Source organism: Micromonospora sp. DT15 (genome assembly GCF_049841475.1).
GTDB lineage: Bacteria > Actinomycetota > Actinomycetes > Mycobacteriales > Micromonosporaceae > Micromonospora.
The window spans coordinates 348,399-366,590 of record NZ_JBNCKJ010000004.1; the positions used below are offsets into that span (position 1 = coordinate 348,399).

Consider the following 18,192-nt stretch of genomic DNA (forward strand, 5'->3'; position numbering starts at 1 on the left):
CAGGCGGCCGTGGCGTTGGGGGCAGAGGGTGGGCAGGCTCGCGTCGGCGTACGGGCAGGCGGTCAACTCCCACCGGGCGGCTCGCGCGCATCTGGACACCGCCCGCAACGCCCTGGGGGCGGCACCGACCGCCGTCGCGCCGGCCGGCGCCGACGACCTGGTGACCCGCCTCGCCCGCCTCGGCGGTGCCCTGGCAACCCCGGCCCCGGGCGTCACCCCGCTGACAGGCGAGCCGGCCGCGGTGCGGATCGGCGAGGCGTCCACAGCGGACGGCGGCTTTCCGGTGCTGGTCCCGCTCGGCGGCGGCCACCACCTCGCCCTGGACACCGACGCCCGGGACCCGCAGGTCGCCGGGCTGCTGCGGGCGCTGGTGCTGCGGTTGGTCGCCACCGCGCCGCCCGGCCAGGTCCGCGTCGCCGGCATCGACACGGCCGCGCTCGGCGCCACCTTCGGCCCGCTGCGACCACTGCTCGACGCCGGGGTGCTCGACCCGCCGGCCACCGGCGAGGCCGAGGTGGCCGCGCTGCTGGACGCCGCCGAGCAGCACGCCCGTGCCGCGCAGCACGGCCAGCCCGCGGCCCGTCGTCTGTTGGTGGTGGTCGCCACCGCCGCGCCACCGCCCCGCGAGCTGGCTCGGCTCGCCGCGCTCACCCACGCCGGTCCGGCCGCCGCCGTGTGCGTGCTGCTCGCCGGCCACCCGTCCCGGCTGCCCGGCGAGACCGCGCCCCCGCTGGGCGGCACCACAGCCGTGCGGCTCAACCAGGGGTACGCGCACGTCGGCGACCCACCCGGCACCCCGTTCAGCGCCGACGGCAGCGGGCTCGCCGCACCCGTCCTGCTCGACGGCGACCCACCGCCGGCGTCGGTCCGCGCGCTCGCCGAGCACCTCGGCACCGCCACCCGTCGCGCCGACGCGTTGCCCTTCACCGACCTGCTGCCCGAACGGCGCTGGGCCGAGTCCGCCGGCAACGGCCTGCGTACGGTGGTCGGCCGGGTCGGCGGCGCTGCCGCCTTCGATACCGCGCTGACGCTCGCCTTCGACGACGCCACCCCGCACTGGCTGGTCGGCGGGCGCACCGGCGCCGGCAAGACCGTCTTTCTCCTCGACGTCCTCTACGGGTTGGCCGCCCGCTACTCGCCGGCCGAGTTGCAGCTCTACCTGCTCGACTTCAAGGAGGGCGTGAGCTTCACCGAGTTCGTGCCCACCGACCGGGACCCGTCCTGGTTGCCGCACGCCCGTGCCGTCGGCATCGAGTCCGACCGCGAGTACGGTCTCGCCGTGCTGCGCGAGCTGCGCCGGGAGGCGCAGCGCCGGGCCACCGCGCTCAAGCGGCACGGCGTCACCAAGCTCGCCGACCTGCCCCGGGACAATCCGCTGCCGCGCATCGTGGCGGTCGTCGACGAGTTCCACGTGCTGCTCGCCGGCAACGACGCGCTGGCCCGGGAGGCCGTCGACCTGCTGGAGGACCTGGCCCGCAAGGGTCGCTCGTACGGCATCCACCTGGTGCTGGCCAGCCAGAGCATGACCGGCATCGAAGCCCTCTACGGGCGGGCCGAGGCGATCTTCGGGCAGTTCGCGTTGCGGGTGGCGCTGCCCGGCGGTGGTGGGGTGCTCGACCAGCTCAATGACTCCGCCGCGGCCCTGCCGGTCGGCTCCGCCGTGGTCAACACCGCCGCCGGCGCGGTCGGCGCCGACACCGTGCTGCGCTTCCCCGACGCGCACGCCGCCACGGCGGACCTCGCCGCGTTACGCCACGACCTGTGGCAGGCCCGCCCGCCGGGCTCGCGGGCCCCAGCGGTCTTCAAGGGGTACGAAGCCGCGCGGATCGAGGACGACAGCACGTTCGCCGGATTGCGTCCTGGTGGTCGACGCCCGATGGCACTGGTCGGTCGGACCGTCGACGTGCACGGCACGACAGCACTGTTCCTGATGGACACCACCCCCGGCCGGCACCTCGCCGTGGTGGGCACCGCGCCGACCGGCGCGGACGTGCTGCGGGCCGCGACGCTCAGCCTGGCCCGCCAGCACACCCCCGGCGACGCCCGGTTCGAGCTGGCCTGTCTGGTCGGCGCCGCCGACGCGGTCGCCGACGACACCGAAGCCGTCCTGCGCACCGCCGGCCACCCGGTCGGACGCCTCGACGCGGCCGGGCTGCGCGACCGGATCGCCGCGCTGGCCGCCGAACCCGGCGGCCGCGAGTACCTGGTGGTGTTCGGCATGGACGCCGCCGCGCCCGTCCTCGGTGCCACCGACCCCGGCACGTTCCGTTCCGGCCTGGACGACCTGCGCACCGTCCTGCGCCAGGGCCCCGGGCAGGGAGTGCACCTGCTCGGTTGGTGGCGGGGGCTGCGCCGGCTCGGCGACGACCTCGGCGGCACCCAGAACCGCGACGACGTCGCCTGCCTGGTCGCGCTCAACGTGCCCGGCGCCGAACTGGCCCTGCACCTCGGGGCGCACGACCTGACCTACACGCCCCGCCCCGACCGGGCGCTGCTGATCGACCGGCACGACCAGCGCACCCGGCTGATCGTCCCGTTCGTCGGCGACGGGCACGACCCGGACGGGGAGCGGTGACAGTGTCCTTCGAGGAGTACGCGGCGCTGGCCCGACAACTCTCCGACCAGCACCGCGCCGGGGAACAACACGCCGCGGCCGAATCCGCGCGCCGCCGCGACCTGCACGCCGCCGTCGACTACCTCCAGCAGCGGCTGACCGCCCAGGGGCAGCGCCTCGACCAGCTCGGCCGAGCCATCGGCATCGACCAGCCACCCGCCGCCCCTGGCCCTGGCCCGGGGACGCCGGGTGAGACAGCTGCCTGGCCCGGCCCACCGACCGGCGCCGGGTCGCCCACCGCTCCCAGCTCCGGCCCGCCCTTCGCTGCTGGCGCTCCCACCGCGCCCGGAACCGGGGACGGGGGATCCGCCGGCGCAGCCGGCGTGCCGGGGCGGGCGGGGGTCGGGGCGTACCCCCAGTTGCCGGTAGGGGAGGCGCGGCTGGCGCTGCCGACGGCGGTGAGCCCGGCGGGCGGCGGGGTGCCCGCGCAGCGCACGGCGGCGGCCGACCCGGTGGTGGAGTTGGAGCTGGCCCGGCGGATGGCCGACGAGGCCGACCGGCACGGGCAGCAGGCGGAGCTGCTGGCCCAGCGGCCGGTGCTGCTGCCGACGTGGTCGCCGCTGGCCCGCGCGGTAGCCGTCTACGCGGCGTGCGGGGCTGCCGCCGGGGTGCTCGTGCTGATCCTGGTGCTCGCCTCCGGGGTCGGTCTGGTCGACGGCTTCACCCTCGGCGCGTGGATCTGCGCGGGGTTGCCGGCGGTGGCGTTCTTCGGCGGGTACCTGGTGCTGGGCCGGTGGGGGCGGCCCGCGATGGTCGCCGGCACCCCGCCGCGGTACCTGCCGCTCGGGTTCCTGATCTGCTTCCTGTTGGTACCGATGGCCTACTGCGCCTACCTGCTGCTGGTCCGCGGCCTGCGCTGACAGGTCGGGGTGGCTGGGCTTGTCCCGGCCCTCCACGTTGAGCCGACGTCGGCAGGGGGCGGGCTCGCCGTTTCGCCTGTCAACACCGATGCCCCCTCGACGCCTCGCTCCGAGCAGGAGCCGGGGCTGTCGGTCGTCACCGCGTCGCAGCAGGCCGGCGCGGGCGCGGTGGTCGCCGGTTTCGGGCTGATCGCCGTCGGCGCTGCCGCCGGCTGGATGATCTGGCGCAGCGGCGCCTCCGCGGCGAAGATCCAGCCCGAGGACACCACAGGGGTCTTCCTCACCCTGCTGGTCTTCGCCGCCGCGGTCGAGCGGATCCTCGAACCGTTCTCGCGGTGGCTGCCGGGGCGCGCCGCCGAGACTGCGTTGTCCCAGACGGTGGCCGACGTGAACAGCCGGGTCGACGGCCCCTCGGACACTGACCGCGAGGCGGTCGCCGTGGCCACGGCCAAGGTCGCACGGGCGAAGGCGAACCGCACCATCGTCGCGTGGGGTCTCGCCAGCGGGTTGGCCACCGTGGCGTCCAGCTCCGGCGGGTTCTACGTTCTGCACGCGGTAGCCGGTGCCAACTGGAACGGGGTGGCGGTCTGGGTCGACGCCGTCGTGACCGGTGTGATGGTCGGCAGCGGCACCAAGCCGTTGCACGATCTCATCACCCGTGCACAGAGCGGCCCGCCGTCGCCGTAACGTCCCGCCCCGACTGCCTGGCCCGCCGGGCTGGCCTGCCCGGTCCGTCGGCGGGCTTGATCCACTCGGGTTCATTGAAGTCGGGGTATCCGTGTCAGCGGGATACCCCGACTTCAGCTATCTCGTGTCGATCTTCTGCTCTGTCGCGCTCACCGCCGGTCGGATTCGGCAGGTGCGCCTGCCGGTTGCCGATCCGCGTCGAGCGCAGAGTCGTCGGCAGCGCCTGCGGCGGCCACGAGGATTTCGTCGAGTTCGCGGTCGGTGAGACCCTCGTCTTCGAGCAGGCCGAGCAGCAACACCGTCCGCGCGACGATCGCCGCCGCGTCGTGGGGCACGGGCGGACGCTCACCGAGCGCCGCCCACACCAGCGCCTCGGCCAGCAACGGGTCGACGTCGCGCCCGGTCGCGTCGTAGCGCTCCCGAGCGGACGCCACGAACCGGATCACCGGCGCGCGATCCTGCCCCGCGACGAACCGCCGTCGTACCGCCACCAACAGCGCACCGGCGAGCAGGTCCGCGTACCGCAGCCAGTCCGACTCGGCGAACCGGCCCAGCCGCCGTTCGTGGCCGCGCAGCCGCCCGGTCAGCAGGCCGCGTAACGCCGCGTGCGGGTCCGTCACCATCGTCGCTCCCTGATCATCGTTAGTGCCCTCCGGTGTGGGCGTGGCCTGGTCAGTCGATGCCGCCTGGTCACCAGAACACTCGCCGCCCGGCAGCCGCAGGCGATCACCTCGGCGTCGCCGGCCCTGCCGTTGTCGTGGTCGGCGTCGCGGTGGCCGGTGGGCCGGGCTGGCGGGGGCGGTGCCGCTGACTCTCCGGTCAGTGCCGCCACCGACCGGTCGATCCGGCAACCTCCGACCGCGAGCCGGGCAACGACCAAGTCCAAGCGGGTGATCGCAGCCGCGAAGTGCCGAGCCGCGACCGCGTCGACCCCTTTCCGGGTACGCCGCAGCCGGTCCTCGGTCGCGCTCAACCGCCAACGGACACGGGCGGCCGGCCCGGCAGCCCGGTCCGCGTCGACCCGGGCGGCGCGCAGACCGGCGAGCAATTCTCCGACCGAACCTCCCGGTGAACCCCGATCGGCGGCCAAGCCGGCGTAGACCAGGCTCAACGCCCGCCAGCACTCCGTGACCGCATCCTGCCAGGGCAGCCGCCGGCCGGCCGGCCCCACGCCGTGCAACTGTGCGCCGGCCCGATCGGTGGCCGAGATCGTGGCCAGCCAGGCAGCACGCAGGTCATCCACGGCATCGGTGCTCACTCGCCCGCCTCGGCACTGGACTTCACCAGCAGGGCGAAGCGCACGTCGGTGCAGGGGTAGTCGACGCCGCAATCGCAGAGCCAGCGACGGACGACCCGGGGCGGATGGGCGAAGAGGACGTCGTCGGCGTCCTCGACGTCCTGATCGGACACGAGGCGGTGGCGTTGCTCGGGTGAGGCCGGGGCTGGTGGGTCGGTGGGGGATTCGTCGGGTCGATCGGGCATCGGGGGCTCCCGTCGGGTCGTCTCCTAGCTGTTCACGGCTCTTGCATTGGGGCGGCGTGCGGGCACGCCCCGGCACGCCCGGCCGAACGGGGGGACCGACCGACCGGGCGCTTCCTGCGCGGTGGGAACGAACCAGCTCCGGGTTTGCAGACCAGGGAGCCGGTCGATTCGAACTTTGTCACACTAGTCTGTACAAGTCAACGACAGACTAGTCCGTTCTTGTACTGACTAGTTGGGTGTGATCAAATGGCGGTGCAGACCAGGGAGACGACATGCCCGCCAAGCCCAAATGGGCGCAGCTCGCGGACCAAATCCGAGAGCAGATCGCGTCCGGTGAACTCGCCCCAGGTGACAAGCTGCCATCCACCTCCCAGCTTCGTGTTGAGCACAACGTCTCGGCTGGTGTAGTGCGGCAGGCGATTCTCGTCCTGCAGACTCAAGGTCTCGTCGAAGGCGTTCACGGACTGGGTGTCTTTGTCGCTGAGCAGTGAGCAGTTGCGGTCCCCTAACGTGGCATGAGTTTGAGGGATCTGCTGCTCGTCGTGACGAGAGAGCGATCACGCGGTCGCGCTGGGTGCGCGAATCTCGTACGCTCCCATGTGGTCTCTGCCGGTGCGGTGGTGGAGGCGATGGTCGATCACGGGGAGGTGCGCGTGAGCGCAGCACAGATCATCGCGAGGTTGGCGGCGGCGTCGCAGAAGCTGGACGAGGCGAAGGCCAAGACCGCAGCGGCAGCACAGGACGCAGCCGAGGCACGGGCACTCGTCGCCGGCGCGCTGGAGGGTGTGGCCGCCGGTCCGCTAGTCGGCATGATCGATTCATACCGCCAGGCGCTCGCGCAGGCGTCTCAGGGCGGCGACCCGGCCAAGCAGCACGTGCAGGAGACGATCGCCAAGGTCCGAGCGCTGGGAAACTGACCACGGGTGGTGGCAGCGCAACCCACCAACCACCCGCAGCGGTGAACCAGTCATCCGGTCTGCGGTCGCTCGACGACTCGATAGGGCGAATCGGAACCAGGCACCGCCGCCTGCACCGCGCCGCCAGCACCTTAGCAGCGAGTCGATCGGGTGGTGGACCTCGGCTGCGGCGTACGCGAGCTTCCAGGAGTTCTTGCCGATGACTGTGAAAGCGGCTGCGGGTACCTTGCTGGCTGCTGCTGCCGCAGCCGGATCAGCATCAAGTACGCCGTGATAGGCGAGCCTCTTTGATGCTGGTCGTCAAGGTGGCGCACTTCGTCCGCGCCTGTTGAAACCGGTCTGCTTTCGAACAATCACCGCCGACCGGTGTTCTGTTATGCCACGAGTGACCCACACGACTTCCTGCGAGTGGTGTCCGCGCAAATCTTGGTCAGCGTCGGCAGTGGCGTTGGGCCAGGGCTGCCTGCTATCAGGTGATCTTGAACCAGCCGTGTCACGGCGGCGGTCGTCGTTGGTCGGTGCGTCCATCCGCGCCTCGAACAACGACGACCGCGCTTCGTGAAGGTTCGCCGGGGACTGGCGATGCCACGCTCCGTTATACGATCGGCGACGACCGCAGGGCCGCTACCACCGGCCGAGGACCGACCTAAGCGAGGCGCCCGTGTCAGCTAGAAGGGCTTGACCGGTATCGGTGTGGGGTTGACCGGAATCGGTTGCCCAGTGCGCTCGCTCACCACAACGGGCTCGGCCGCCTTGCCGTTGGCGCTGAATACCGGCAGCCAGGCTCCGAACCGGTTGAGGATGTTCTCGATGGGCTTGAAACACATACCGCTGCCATCCTCCGGCCCGGCAATCACCATCCCGATCGCCATGACTCCGTTGGCGTCCAATCGCCACACCGGTCCTCCGCTGTCACCGGGTCCCGCCGGAACGGTCGAGCACAGCAGATATTCCTTTGCGCCGTTGTACGGCACCTCCTGCCAGCTCGTCACGCGACCTTCGGTCCAACCAGTTCTCCGGCCCATTTTGCCGATGACGAAGCCCTGGCTCAGCGCGCTATTGCGGTAGTAACCCATGACCCGTCCGTTACCTGGTGACCTGCCGCTGAGCGGGTCGACAACGATCTGCTGGGCATCGTTGCCTGCGTCGAGCTTGACCAATGCACCGTCGAAACTGTTGTGGGTACTCCAGTCGCCGACGTAATCATTTCTGATCATGGTGCCGTAGCGGGCGTCGGTGCCGTAGACAACGCGCCGATCAGCTTGCGGCATGCCGAAACCGAAGCAGTGACCAGCGGTCACGACGAACATGCCGGACGTGCCCCGAACGGCGTAGCCGCCGGTGCAGAAGCTTGGACCCTTTGGTTGATTCAGGAACATCGGGTGTCCTGGCTTGAACATGTAACCGGCGGCAGCCGCCGGTGACGAGACCGAGACCGAGACCAGGAGCAGGGTCACGACCGCCGTGGACAGGGCGATGAGTCGCCTTAACATGCGAACCTCCAGGTTGAACGACGTGGTGATCTGTTCCAAGGCCGAGAAATTCCTTCCTCTCGGCCCACAATGCGTCGCAGGCCAGCCTTTCGACGGGCGTCACTACAGCCGGCGGATGCGGACCGAGAAATTTGTGGGTCGGCGCGACCGAGAACCCGCTGAGTTCAGCTGGTGGACAGACTCGCTACGCCGCCGTTAGTGCGGCGTCGAGCGCGTTGATGAGGATCTGCTCCACCCCGTCGGGAGAGCTCGCATCAGGCTTACCCCTGAAATGCCCGAGCCAGCCGTAGACCGTCATCGAACCACCGGCGATGCCCGGAAAATCACTGTCGATGCCGCCGGCGTACGTTGAAGGCATGCGAAGCAGTTCATCACTGGGCAGGTACGCGGGTACCTCGTTCGCGTACCCGGCGAAGAGCAGGCGACTCGACGTGCCATACCGCGCACGGAAGTAGACGGCGTACCCGGAAACGATCTCGCCACCGGCCAGCAGTAGCCGCACACTTGGAGCGCCGGTGAACGTCCAGGACTGGATGGGCAGGGGGATCGACGTCGCGAACGTGCCGGCCTCAACCTGCGAGATCATCTGTTGCGCGTGACGTCGGTAATAGCCCGGTAGGCCAGTGTTGGCCATCCGCGCCCCGTAGACCGCAGACAACTGCCGAAGGTTGTCCGCGGTCGGTGTCACGTCCAGCGGCAGGCTCACCTCGCGGTAGTGGGTGGTTGTCGGGCCAGTGAGCGGATTGCCAGGCCGGGCGACTGCGCTCGTGACGGCCTGGGCGAGTTCACCTCCCCGCATGCTTCGCTGTGCCCAGCCCCGTGTGCCCGACGGGTTCTGGTCGCCGGCCGCCCCAAGCAGGAACTGCGCGAAGGCACCGGTCGCGGCCTCGACCCTGGAAACCGCGTCCCCGGGGTAGTCCGGGTCGAACAGAGTCTGAGGCCCGGCCGCCACGGGGTGGCACCCGTAGCTGAACAGCACGGCCAAGGGCGCGCCGCCGGGTGTACGGGCAGTCAGGATGGGCACGTCCGACTCCACGTACGGCAGCCCCTCCCGGTTGTACGAGAAGTGCTGGCTGACTGTCTGGTAGTCGAGGGTGCAGGGCGTCCGCGGACCGCGGAGCGTGTCGCGGACGAGTTGGACGATCCGGGTCGCCAGCCCATCGCTGTAGGTGCGCACCTGTGCCTGCTGGGCGTTGCTCATCCCGTACGCGATGAACGGGTCCAATTTGTCGCTGAGCACGGGGCCGTTGTGCGTGTGGTTCGCGGTCAGTGCGAAGTCTGCCGACGCCACGCCAAGGCTGAGCACCTGGCTGCGGATCGACCGGTGTATGCCGCGTGCGAAGCCCAGGACGTCCACACTGACGATGACGTGCGGCGAACCCGCGTACCACCAGATGGTGCACCGCGCGAACAGTGCGGCCGCGGTTCCGGTCGACCTGCGGGGCGCGTCCACGCCGTAACCGGCCAGATAGGTGCCTGCCGCCGGTGTGATGTCGATCTTTCCGGTCGAGATTTCGGTGCCCGCCGCCCCCCGCGCGGAGCTTCCGACGAGGCCCTGGCCCAGGAGCGAAGCGGCAACGATGGAGCCGCCGGTGAGCAGGCGGCGCCGGCTGACCGTCGAGTGCTGGCCTTGCGGATCGTCAGGGTTGTTGACAAAGGACACTTTCCACCCGGCATTGGGTGGGTTGGCAGCATCCATCGCGGACGTGGTCATTTGGCAACGATCTCCCCCGTTAGACGCGGACGTACGACTGGCCGCATGCCTGTTTACGCATGACCGACAGGCGTAAATCTCAGTTCAGGGAACTGTGGCGTAGATCGCGGCTGCGGTCAATGCCTCACCCTGGACGCCGCAGGTGCAGGGGGTCAGCTCCAGCCAGACCCTCGTCCTCGCGGGCGAGGCGCAGCACTAGGGCCTCGCTGGACCTGCCCAGCGGGCGGAACCAGAATCAGCCAGCTTGTCCGCTATGCAAGGTAGTCGCGGGTAGCGCGCCATCTGTGGCTGGTCGCAGTAGCACGAAGAGACGATCGAAGTTGTCCCGACGGCAATGCTGGGTGCAATTACTGATCGCCGCGTCGCAAAGGTGACATGTCGTTGACGCGATGGGTGTCCGCAGTGAGGATTGTGTCCGTCATAAACCTCCGCTTATGTCGATGGAGCTTTCATCAGCTGGCCTGACGGAAGCGTTTCAGGTCGGCAGGGGCGATGTTTCGACGCAACCCTCAAGCCTATTGCCCGGATCGGAGAACCGATAAGACCGTCTGCGCGGGGGTGGACGGATCCGTTAGACGCGTGTGATGGCTCAGGGCAAGCCAGAGGGCGTGTCGCCAATAGCTATGTTCAAGTTTAGGACAGTTATGAGAAGTGTAACGCTGCATCAAATCTTCTCGGTGCCGTTATCCGTGCTACTAGCGATCGGAGCCTTCCTCACGGTCTCCGATCCCGCCTCCGCCGCTGGGACGGCGGCCTGCGATCCGGCGGGACCAACCGCATCTGATGGGCAGATCGCCGCCGCGTTGAACGGTCGTCTGACCGGTAAGCTGGCCCACTCGATAACGGCATACCAGGTGTCGTGTGCTCGTGTCATAGTCGCCAGAGTCAAGGACCGGGGCATGGCCCGGCGCGCCGCGACGATCGCCATCACCACGACAATCGTGGAGAGCGACATTCGCAACCTGACGTACGGCGATCGCGACAGCATCGGTCTCTATCAACAACGGCCCTCAACCGGATGGGGGACTGTCGATCAGATCATGAACCCGGTGCACGCGACGAACAGTTTCCTCAACAAAATGCTCAGGGAACGCCCTGGCACCTGGATGACCGACCCGATCGGCGAGATCTGTCAGGATGTTCAGGTCTCGGGTACGCCCTACGCCTATCAGCCACAGGCCAGGGACGGGGACATCATCTCGGGCGTGCTGTGGAGTCAGCAGGCCCGATCGCCAGGCGGCAGCGTGGGCGATGTAAGCGGTGATGGTCACGCTGATCTGGTGGCGATGAAGCCGGACGGCACGTTGTGGTACTACGCGAACAACATGGACAGCAATGCCGGCGGCGTGCCCTTCGTTCTGGGGAGTCAGGTCGGTGTCGGGTGGCAGGCGTATTCCCTGGTGGCTTCGGCTGACATCAGCGGTGATGGTCACGCTGATCTGGTGGCGACGAAGCCGGACGGTACGTTGTGGTACTACCCGAACAACATGGACAGCAACCCTGGTGGTGCGCCGTTCACGACTGGTTCGCAGATCGGGAGGGGTTGGACGGACTTCGACCGGGTCGTGGCTGCTGATGTGAGCGGTGATGGTCACGCTGATCTGGTGGCGACGAAGCCGGACGGCACGTTGTGGTACTACCCGAACAACATGGACAGCAACCCTGGTGGTGCGCCGTTCACGACTGGTTCAGAGATCGGGACGGGTTGGACGGACTTCGACCGGGTCGTGGCTGCTGATGTGAGCGGTGACGGTCACGCTGATCTGGTGGCGACGAAGCCGGACGGCACGTTGTGGTACTACCCGAACAACATGGACAGCAACGCCGGCGGACGGCCGTTCATCGACGGTCGACAGATTGGGGCCGGCTGGCAGGGCTTCGCTCGGATGGTTGCGGCTGACGTCAGTGGTGACGGTCATGCTGATCTGGTGGCTACCAAGTCCGATGGTTCCCTGTGGTACTTCCCGAACAACATGGACAGTAACGCGGGCGGAGTGCCCTTCATCAACGGCAAGCAGGTTGGGACTGGGTGGCAGATCTACAGCCGCATCGCCTAGCCGTTCGTCTCTCTGTCTTCCAGATGTGAACACCTCGCGACCACATGACAAATGAACGGGCTCTGGATCATCGCGCCCACACGACGGAAGGTCACTATGTTCTTCGCTAACAGATCTCGACGGATTTGGCTGGTAGCCGTGACATTCGGCGTCACCGCGCTCTCTCCGATCGTGGCAACGTCGGCCGCACACGCGGCCCCCTCGCGGGACTCGATTGTCTCGGTCGCCCGAACCGAGCTCGCCAACAGCAGTCGCAACGTGGAAATCCCGATGGGCAGCGGTTGCAACTTCTACAGTGGCTACTGGGTATCCGGCTACAACGAATGTGGGCGCGCGGGCTTCCGCAAGAACGCCTGGTGCGCGGACTTCGCGCGATATGTCTGGAAGGTCGGCGGCGTTACCGACCTCAAGGGTCTCAGTCCCTGGGCGTACTCATTCTGGCGGTACGGGTTGAATCGCGGCACGTGGCACGCCGCAAACAGTGGCTACACTCCGCAGCCCGGTGACGCCGTCGTGTTCGACTGGAACCCGCCATTCAATGCAAAGGTCTACGAGGACATTGACCACGTCGGCATCGTGGAATCCTATTCGGGCGGCAAGTTGACAACGATCGAAGGCAACACCAGCGACGCCACGCATCGACGCGACCGCAGCTCATCCCTCCGCAACGGAGAGGTCGTCGGGTTCACCTCTCCGATCGCCGGATCCGGCGGCGGAGTCGTCGAGCCGACTCGCGAGCACGTGTCGGACATCAGCGGTGATGGTCACGCTGATCTGGTGGCGACGAAGCCGGACGGTACGTTGTGGTACTACCCGAACAACATGGACAGCAACCCTGGTGGTACGCCGTTCACGACTGGTTCGCAGATCGGGAGGGGTTGGACGGACTTCGACCGGGTCGTGGCTGCTGATGTGAGCGGTGATGGTCACGCTGATCTGGTGGCGACGAAGCCGGACGGCACGTTGTGGTACTACCCGAACAACATGGACAGCAATCCCGGTGGTGCGCCGTTCACGACTGGTTCACAGATCGGGACGGGTTGGACGGACTTCGACCGGGTCGTGGCTGCTGATGTGAGCGGTGACGGTCACGCTGATCTGGTGGCGACGAAGCCGGACGGCACGTTGTGGTACTACCCGAACAACATGGACAGCAACGCCGGCGGACGGCCGTTCATCGACGGTTGGCAGATCGGGACGGGTTGGACGGACTTCGACCGGGTCGTGGCTGCTGATGTGAGCGGTGATGGTCACGCCGATCTGGTGGCGACGAAGCCGGACGGTACGTTGTGGTACTACCCGAACAACATGGACAGCAACCGCGGTGGCCTTCCCTTCACGACTGGTTCGCACATCGGGAGGGGTTGGACGGACTTCGACCGGGTCGTGGCTGCTGATGTGAGCGGTGACGGTCATGCCGATCTGGTGGCGACGAAGCCGGACGGCACGCTGTGGCACTTCCCGAACAACATGGACAGCAACCCCGGCGGTGCCCCGTTCACGACCGGCTCGCACATCGGCGTCAACTGGACACTGTACGACCGGGTGTTCTGAAGTAAACCGAAGAACGGAGACAGCACGCTCAACCCCTGACAACGCGAGGGCCGGATCCCTGTGGATCCGGCCCTCGCCGTCGTTTGTGTTACTAGCGTTCGACCTCGGAAGTGCTCCCGTGGCGCCGGCTTTGGGTTCGAGCCGCCAACGAGCATCCGGCAGCGATGATCATGATTGCCGTCTGGAGTACCATGTTGCGACTGCTGGCTGAGCATGCGGTGGGTGTTCCGGCAAGCGTCGGACGAAGGCGGCAGACCGGTCGGGCGAGGCGTGCGGGGCGCCGCGTCGCTCAGGGAACTTGGACTGAGCAGCGGTGTCACGCCAAGGACGTGGGCCCCGGCACCTGCCTGGTATGAGGGGGGTGACGATCAGTGGGCAACCGCGGACCGACCATAGCTGATAAGTTGGACCGGTTATTCAAGACAGTCCGCCCAGGCGGTCGTGAATACTCCTATGAGGAAGTCGCGACAAGGATACGTGCCACCGGTGTCATGATTTCACATACGTATGTCTGGCAGCTCCGTAAGGGGCACCGTGACAACCCCACCATTCGACACGTCGAAGCTCTAGCTCGTTTTTTTGGAGTCTCCCCCGTTTACTTTTTGGACAATGAGGCCGCTCGCCAGATCGATGAGCAGCTCGAGCTACTCGCGGCGCTCAGCGACAAGTCGGTGCGTCATGTGGCTATGCGCGTTGCTGGCCTCTCCGCTCCGAGTCTCGAGGCTATCAACGGCATGATCGAACATGCCCGCCGGATCGACCGGCTAACCGAGTCCGGGGATGACCCGTCTCGTCGGCCGATCGACCCAATGCCTGACGACATGCAATGACCTGAGGAGCCTGACATGCGACTGCGTAGGCTTGAGCGGATGGCCGCGCGCGTCCTCGAGGAGCTGTCTCTTCCCCGGCTCATCACGATGTCAGCCCTATGTGCGCACATCTCCGCGGCCAGGCAACGTCCGCTGCACTTGCACCCACTCAGCATGGTGGGCACCCAGGGAGTTCCTGGAGGAATGTGGATCGAAACCGAGGCCGCAGATCACATATTCTACAACGGGGACACGAGGCCGCTGCATCAGCAGCACATCATTCTTCACGAGATCGGGCACATGCTCTGTCGTCATCGCAACGCCGATACTGATGCACTCGCCGCCGTCATGCCCGATCTCGATGTGGAGATGGTCCGCTCCGTGCTCAAGAGGTCGACCTACTCCCTGGTGTCCGAGCAGGAAGCGGAGGTGATCGCGACGCTGCTCGCGCAGCGTATGCAGTCACCGGAAATCGGCCTTCAGCCCGCCAACATTCTCGAAGAGTTCAACAGCCAGGCGTCCCGCGATGTCCACCGCTGACCTGATCGAATTCGTTGCCGTCAGTGCACTCTGGTTGGTGCTCGCCGTCCAGGCGGGCCGTAGCAGGCAATCTCCTCGGGACAGGTGGGCGTTCCTGCTGCAAGCTGGACTTGCCGTCGCGGCCACCCTCAATCTGGCAGTTGTCAGCCGCGCCGTCGATGCGACGACCGGTCTCGTTGACCTGAGTGTCCTGGTGAAGAACGTCGCAGGTCTGATCGTGGCATACCTCGCCTCCGGCCTCGCGGCAGCCATTGCTACCACCGCGCCCAGGAAGGGTTACCGGTTGAAGGCCAATCTCCTGCTTCCGGGTGGTGCGGCGGTCGGCATGTGTCTCCTATTCGCGGCGGCCCCACATCATCCCGGCGGTGACGACTTCGTCACCGAGTCCGCCGAATCGCCTTACACCGTCTGGTACGGAATTCTCTACCAGTCCGCAATCGTGGCCGCTGTCGCACGGGCGCTGCTGACGATCTGGAAGCTCGCGTTGAGACGCTTCGGCAGCAGGGGTAATTGGAGCATCGTGGTGACCGCCGTGGGCGGGTCAGTCCTGTTGGCCTACATACTCAATCGAATCGCCTTCATTCTCACCCACGCGGCGCACATCGAGCTCCTGGAGGGGCCGGGCTACGTACTTTTCTCCAAGTCGCTCTTCGGCGTCGGGTTGACGCTGCTTGCGATCGGCGCGGCGGTACCGGTCAGCAGGCCGACGCGGCGGTATATCCGCGACAGCGCGCGGCTGCACCGCCTCTATCGGTTGTGGCATACGCTGCAACTGTCCGTGCCTGACGTGGTCCTGAGCGCGCCGCCAAGCCGAATGGCCGACGTTGCCAACGTCCTGCAGGTACGACTACGTCTCTACCGACGGGTCATCGAGATCCGAGACGCGCAATCCGAGTTGGCCGCCTTCGTCGATGACCTAACAATCTGCGCCGCGCGAGATCTTGTCAGGAAGATGGGGCTTACCGGAGAGGCCGCCGAGGCTGCCATCGAGGCGTGCTGGACCGCTGCAGGGCTGCGTTCCAAGTCCGAGCACTCCGTCGAGAGAGGCGGCACCGTCGCTTTCGCCGGTAGCGCCGCACTGCCAGATCTTGACAGTGACGTCGAATCGCTTCTGCGGGTCAGCGCCTTCTACTTCTCTCCTGCGGTCCAGAAGTTCGTCGGGCCACCGTCACCCGCTCAACGTAAGAGGACCGCGCCGGCCACCGATCAGCGCGTGTGAGCCTTGGTGTCGCGATGCCGACGCTCGGTGCTGACCAGCGAGGTCAAGGCGTACGGCGATGGCGGCGACCTTCCGGTCATCCGCTTTCCTGGCTAGAGCCCTCGATCGGTTCAGCGCGTGATGCGAACCGTGTTGTTGAAGTCCAGGAAGTCGCAATTCTCCTGCTCGCACAGTTCGAAGTGTCCGCTGGCGAGCGCCACGCCCTTGTTGAACGCGAAGCCGCCCGCATCCGCGAACACTCGCCCCGTCACGACCTGGGTCTCACCCGAACAGCGGAGCGGCGCCCAGCCCGTTCCGTGCGCAACCCGGTCGCCCGACCGCTGCCGAAGGGTGAGGTTCGAGGTGCCGGACATGCCGGCCTGACAGACCACGGTGAGGGTCAGGTCGACGGCGACGCCGCGCGCGACAAGGGTCCCGGCGGTGACTTCGACGCTGCTTGCCGCGCTGGCCGGCGTCGGCGCCAGCACCACGAACAGTGACAGGCCGAGTAGTGCGATGGTGGTGATGATGCGGCGCACGACGGTTCTCCTTGCCGGAGTGGGGTGCTTACCTTCCGTCACCCTAGCCCTCCCCGGCACTGAGGGATATCAATCGACTGTGGGTTCGCGTTCGATGACGACGACCGGGATCTCGCGGTCGGTCTCCTTCGCGTAGCGGGCGTATGTCGGGAAGACCTTTGTCATCACTGGCCACAGCCGGGCGCGCTCCTCGCCGGTCGCGGTCCGGGCCCGGCCGACGATCCGCTCGGCGCCGACCTGGATCTCCACGGTCGGGTCGGCGGTGAGGTTCAGGTACCAGGCGGGGTGCGTGGCCGCGCCGCCGTTGGACGCCACCAGCAGATGGTTGTCGCCGTCGCGTCCGTACATCAGGGCCGTGCGGCGCAGCTTGCCCGATCGGCGTCCGCGGGTGGTGAGCAGCAGCGAGGGTACGCCGTGGAAGGTGCCCCCGTCGGCGCCGTCGGTGCGTACGTAGCGCCGGATGTGGCTGGCGACCCAGCCAACCGGGCTGTCCTCGACAGTCTCGTGCTGCTCGTGGGTGGTCACGCCATCGCCTCCATCGTCGAGCCCGGACGGTCGAACGGACGCATCGACCATACGTCGGGGTCAGAGCGCCCGGAACAATCAGGCGCGCGAGCGCGGCAGGCAGCACTTCTTGTACTTGGCGCCGGACCCGCACCAGCAGGTGTCGTTGCGGCCGGGCGGCCAGGCGGTCACGCCGGCCTCGTCGAGGCTGTCGGCGTACTCGTCGAGGGTTTCCTCGCTGGTGGGGTCGCCGCCGGTGCGTTCGGCGAAGGCCGCCAGCCCGGCGGCGGAGCCGACGACCACCCCCAGGTCGGCGCCGCCCAGCCCGGAGGCGTCGACGAGGGCGCGTTCGATCTGGGCGCGGTGCTCGTCCCAGGTGGCGGGGTAGCTGTCGACGAGGGTGGGCCAGCGCAGCAGCAGTGCGGTGAACTCCGCCTGTGGCCAGAACAGCAGCGTCGCCGGGCCGTCGTCGAGGGCGCCGAGCGCGTGGTCGCTCGCGGCGCGCAGCCGATCGGCGAGGTTGTCGTACTCGTCGTGGGGTAGGCCCTGCTCTTCGCGCAGGTCGTGCCGCTGCTGGGCCAGGCCGTAGATCATGGCGGCGGCCTCGTCCTGGGCGTCCTCGGATTCGTGCTGCTGGGTGCGGGTGCGTTCCAGGATGGCGTCCAGCGCCCCGGTGAGCCATTCCATCGCCGTGTCGCCGTGGCCGGACTCGACCAGCTCGTCGATCAGGTACATGGACTTGGGGTTGGTCTCCAGCAGCGGACGCAGGGCGGTCAGCTCGGCCATGCCCTCGTCGGTGCGTCCGAGGCGCAGCAGCAGGCCGCCGCGCACCCCTCGCGCGTACGCGTTGTCGTCCGGCTGCTCGGCGATGGCGCGGGTGGCCAGCGTGAGCGCGTCGGCGAGGTCGCCGGCCTGCTCCAGGATGTCCACGGCGACCAGCAGGGCGGACCCGATGTCGTCGGGGTTGTCGACGCGCCCCTCGTCGACGGCGCCCACCAGTTCGGCGACGAGCGCGGCCGGGTCGGGGCTCTTGGAGCCCAGGTTGCCGATCTCGTCGATGCGGTCGGTGGTCAGCAACTCGGGCATGGGCGCTTCCTGAGGAACGACGGACGGGGAGCGGTCAGCGTACTCCGGAATGCGTCGCGGGGCGGGGGGGGGACCCGGCCGGGGCCGCCGCCGGTGGCGCACGGGGTGGGGGGCGGGGGGCGGGCTAGCCGGGCCGCG

Annotated in this window: 18 protein-coding genes; 10 read left to right on the forward strand and 8 right to left on the reverse strand. The window is 68.1% G+C overall.

Going from position 1 to position 18,192, the window contains the following annotated elements; all coding sequences use genetic code 11:
* Nucleotides 1–28: 28 nt before the first annotated feature.
* Genes ACLQ3F_RS11835 through ACLQ3F_RS11845 form a run of 3 tightly spaced genes read left to right on the forward strand, consistent with a single transcriptional unit; the run spans nucleotide 29 to nucleotide 4,161 of the window.
* A complete protein-coding gene (locus ACLQ3F_RS11835; RefSeq protein ID WP_425848583.1) occupies nucleotides 29–2,575 on the forward strand; it encodes an FtsK/SpoIIIE domain-containing protein in 2,547 nt (848 codons plus the stop codon).
* A 2-nt stretch (nucleotides 2,576–2,577) separates the two neighbouring features.
* A complete protein-coding gene (locus ACLQ3F_RS11840) occupies nucleotides 2,578–3,474 on the forward strand; it encodes a hypothetical protein (protein ID WP_425848584.1) in 897 nt (298 codons plus the stop codon).
* A 9-nt stretch (nucleotides 3,475–3,483) separates the two neighbouring features.
* Nucleotides 3,484–4,161, forward strand: coding sequence for a hypothetical protein (locus ACLQ3F_RS11845; protein ID WP_425848586.1), 678 nt, complete (start codon nucleotides 3,484–3,486; stop codon nucleotides 4,159–4,161).
* Between the two features lie 149 nt (nucleotides 4,162–4,310).
* On the opposite strand, the gene ACLQ3F_RS11850 is transcribed toward ACLQ3F_RS11845, so the two are convergent.
* From ACLQ3F_RS11850 to ACLQ3F_RS11860, 3 genes are read right to left on the reverse strand one after another with little or no spacing between them, the layout of a single operon-like run.
* A complete protein-coding gene (locus tag ACLQ3F_RS11850; RefSeq protein WP_425848588.1) occupies nucleotides 4,311–4,784 on the reverse strand; it encodes a hypothetical protein in 474 nt (157 codons plus the stop codon).
* Nucleotides 4,778–5,419: a hypothetical protein gene (locus tag ACLQ3F_RS11855; protein WP_425848590.1), complete on the reverse strand. Its 642-nt coding sequence runs from the start codon at nucleotides 5,417–5,419 to the stop codon at nucleotides 4,778–4,780. The genes ACLQ3F_RS11850 and ACLQ3F_RS11855 overlap by 7 nt, the downstream gene beginning before the upstream one ends.
* Nucleotides 5,416–5,643 carry a hypothetical protein gene (locus ACLQ3F_RS11860; protein WP_425848593.1) on the reverse strand — a complete coding sequence of 76 codons (228 nt, stop codon included), beginning with the start codon at nucleotides 5,641–5,643 and terminating at the stop codon, nucleotides 5,416–5,418. The genes ACLQ3F_RS11855 and ACLQ3F_RS11860 overlap by 4 nt, the downstream gene beginning before the upstream one ends.
* Nucleotides 5,644–5,915: 272 nt before the next feature.
* Here ACLQ3F_RS11860 and ACLQ3F_RS11865 point away from each other — a divergent pair, with 272 nt between their 5' ends.
* Nucleotides 5,916–6,134 carry a winged helix-turn-helix domain-containing protein gene (locus tag ACLQ3F_RS11865; RefSeq protein ID WP_425848594.1) on the forward strand — a complete coding sequence of 73 codons (219 nt, stop codon included), beginning with the start codon at nucleotides 5,916–5,918 and terminating at the stop codon, nucleotides 6,132–6,134.
* A gap of 162 nt (nucleotides 6,135–6,296) precedes the next feature.
* Nucleotides 6,297–6,560, forward strand: coding sequence for a DUF6244 family protein (locus ACLQ3F_RS11870; protein ID WP_030489032.1), 264 nt, complete (start codon nucleotides 6,297–6,299; stop codon nucleotides 6,558–6,560).
* A 668-nt stretch (nucleotides 6,561–7,228) separates the two neighbouring features.
* Here ACLQ3F_RS11870 and ACLQ3F_RS11875 read toward each other — a convergent pair.
* Nucleotides 7,229–8,092 (reverse strand): trypsin-like peptidase domain-containing protein, encoded by an 864-nt coding sequence (locus ACLQ3F_RS11875; RefSeq protein WP_425848595.1) that lies wholly within the window; start codon nucleotides 8,090–8,092, stop codon nucleotides 7,229–7,231.
* 145 nt (nucleotides 8,093–8,237) lie between these two features.
* On the reverse strand, nucleotides 8,238–9,767 hold the full coding sequence (locus tag ACLQ3F_RS11880) for a hypothetical protein (RefSeq protein ID WP_425848596.1): 1,530 nt from the start codon (nucleotides 9,765–9,767) through the stop codon (nucleotides 8,238–8,240).
* 644 nt (nucleotides 9,768–10,411) lie between these two features.
* Between ACLQ3F_RS11880 and ACLQ3F_RS11885 the strand changes: the two genes are divergently transcribed.
* From ACLQ3F_RS11885 to ACLQ3F_RS11905, 5 genes are all read left to right on the forward strand, one after another.
* The gene (locus tag ACLQ3F_RS11885) at nucleotides 10,412–11,824 is read left to right on the forward strand and encodes an FG-GAP repeat domain-containing protein (protein WP_425848598.1); all 1,413 of its coding nucleotides are present in this window, start codon (nucleotides 10,412–10,414) and stop codon (nucleotides 11,822–11,824) included.
* A 138-nt stretch (nucleotides 11,825–11,962) separates the two neighbouring features.
* A complete protein-coding gene (locus ACLQ3F_RS11890) occupies nucleotides 11,963–13,378 on the forward strand; it encodes an FG-GAP-like repeat-containing protein (protein ID WP_425848599.1) in 1,416 nt (471 codons plus the stop codon).
* Nucleotides 13,379–13,749: 371 nt separating this feature from the next.
* Nucleotides 13,750–14,208, forward strand: a complete 459-nt coding sequence (locus tag ACLQ3F_RS11895) for a helix-turn-helix domain-containing protein (protein ID WP_425848602.1) — start codon at nucleotides 13,750–13,752, stop codon at nucleotides 14,206–14,208.
* A gap of 39 nt (nucleotides 14,209–14,247) precedes the next feature.
* Nucleotides 14,248–14,727 carry a hypothetical protein gene (locus ACLQ3F_RS11900; protein WP_425848605.1) on the forward strand — a complete coding sequence of 160 codons (480 nt, stop codon included), beginning with the start codon at nucleotides 14,248–14,250 and terminating at the stop codon, nucleotides 14,725–14,727.
* Nucleotides 14,714–15,946, forward strand: a complete 1,233-nt coding sequence (locus ACLQ3F_RS11905) for an MAB_1171c family putative transporter (protein ID WP_425848606.1) — start codon at nucleotides 14,714–14,716, stop codon at nucleotides 15,944–15,946. The genes ACLQ3F_RS11900 and ACLQ3F_RS11905 overlap by 14 nt, the downstream gene beginning before the upstream one ends.
* Nucleotides 15,947–16,056: 110 nt before the next feature.
* On the opposite strand, the gene ACLQ3F_RS11910 is transcribed toward ACLQ3F_RS11905, so the two are convergent.
* The 3 genes from ACLQ3F_RS11910 to ACLQ3F_RS11920 all read right to left on the reverse strand — a co-directional run bounded on the left by ACLQ3F_RS11910 (nucleotide 16,057) and on the right by ACLQ3F_RS11920 (nucleotide 18,054).
* Nucleotides 16,057–16,464 (reverse strand): hypothetical protein, encoded by a 408-nt coding sequence (locus ACLQ3F_RS11910; RefSeq protein WP_425848608.1) that lies wholly within the window; start codon nucleotides 16,462–16,464, stop codon nucleotides 16,057–16,059.
* 69 nt (nucleotides 16,465–16,533) lie between these two features.
* Entirely contained in the window at nucleotides 16,534–16,989 is a 456-nt protein-coding gene (locus tag ACLQ3F_RS11915) for a nitroreductase family deazaflavin-dependent oxidoreductase (RefSeq protein WP_425848610.1), read from the reverse strand.
* Nucleotides 16,990–17,067: 78 nt separating this feature from the next.
* The gene (locus tag ACLQ3F_RS11920) at nucleotides 17,068–18,054 is read right to left on the reverse strand and encodes an SEC-C domain-containing protein (RefSeq protein WP_425848613.1); all 987 of its coding nucleotides are present in this window, start codon (nucleotides 18,052–18,054) and stop codon (nucleotides 17,068–17,070) included.
* Between the last annotated feature and the right edge of the window lie 138 nt (nucleotides 18,055–18,192).

What these genes read in the sequence shown, in the direction of transcription:
- ACLQ3F_RS11850 (WP_425848588.1), bottom strand. Translation starts at nt 4,784, where the DNA reads ATGGTGACGGACCCGCACGCGGCGTTACGCGGCCTGCTGACCGGGCGG.
- ACLQ3F_RS11860 (WP_425848593.1), bottom strand. Translation starts at nt 5,643, where the DNA reads ATGCCCGATCGACCCGACGAATCCCCCACCGACCCACCAGCCCCGGCC.
- ACLQ3F_RS11865 (WP_425848594.1), top strand. Translation starts at nt 5,916, where the DNA reads ATGCCCGCCAAGCCCAAATGGGCGCAGCTCGCGGACCAAATCCGAGAG.
- ACLQ3F_RS11880 (WP_425848596.1), bottom strand. Translation starts at nt 9,767, where the DNA reads ATGACCACGTCCGCGATGGATGCTGCCAACCCACCCAATGCCGGGTGG.
- ACLQ3F_RS11885 (WP_425848598.1), top strand. Translation starts at nt 10,412, where the DNA reads ATGAGAAGTGTAACGCTGCATCAAATCTTCTCGGTGCCGTTATCCGTG.
- ACLQ3F_RS11900 (WP_425848605.1), top strand. Translation starts at nt 14,248, where the DNA reads ATGGCCGCGCGCGTCCTCGAGGAGCTGTCTCTTCCCCGGCTCATCACG.
- ACLQ3F_RS11905 (WP_425848606.1), top strand. Translation starts at nt 14,714, where the DNA reads ATGTCCACCGCTGACCTGATCGAATTCGTTGCCGTCAGTGCACTCTGG.
- ACLQ3F_RS11920 (WP_425848613.1), bottom strand. Translation starts at nt 18,054, where the DNA reads ATGCCCGAGTTGCTGACCACCGACCGCATCGACGAGATCGGCAACCTG.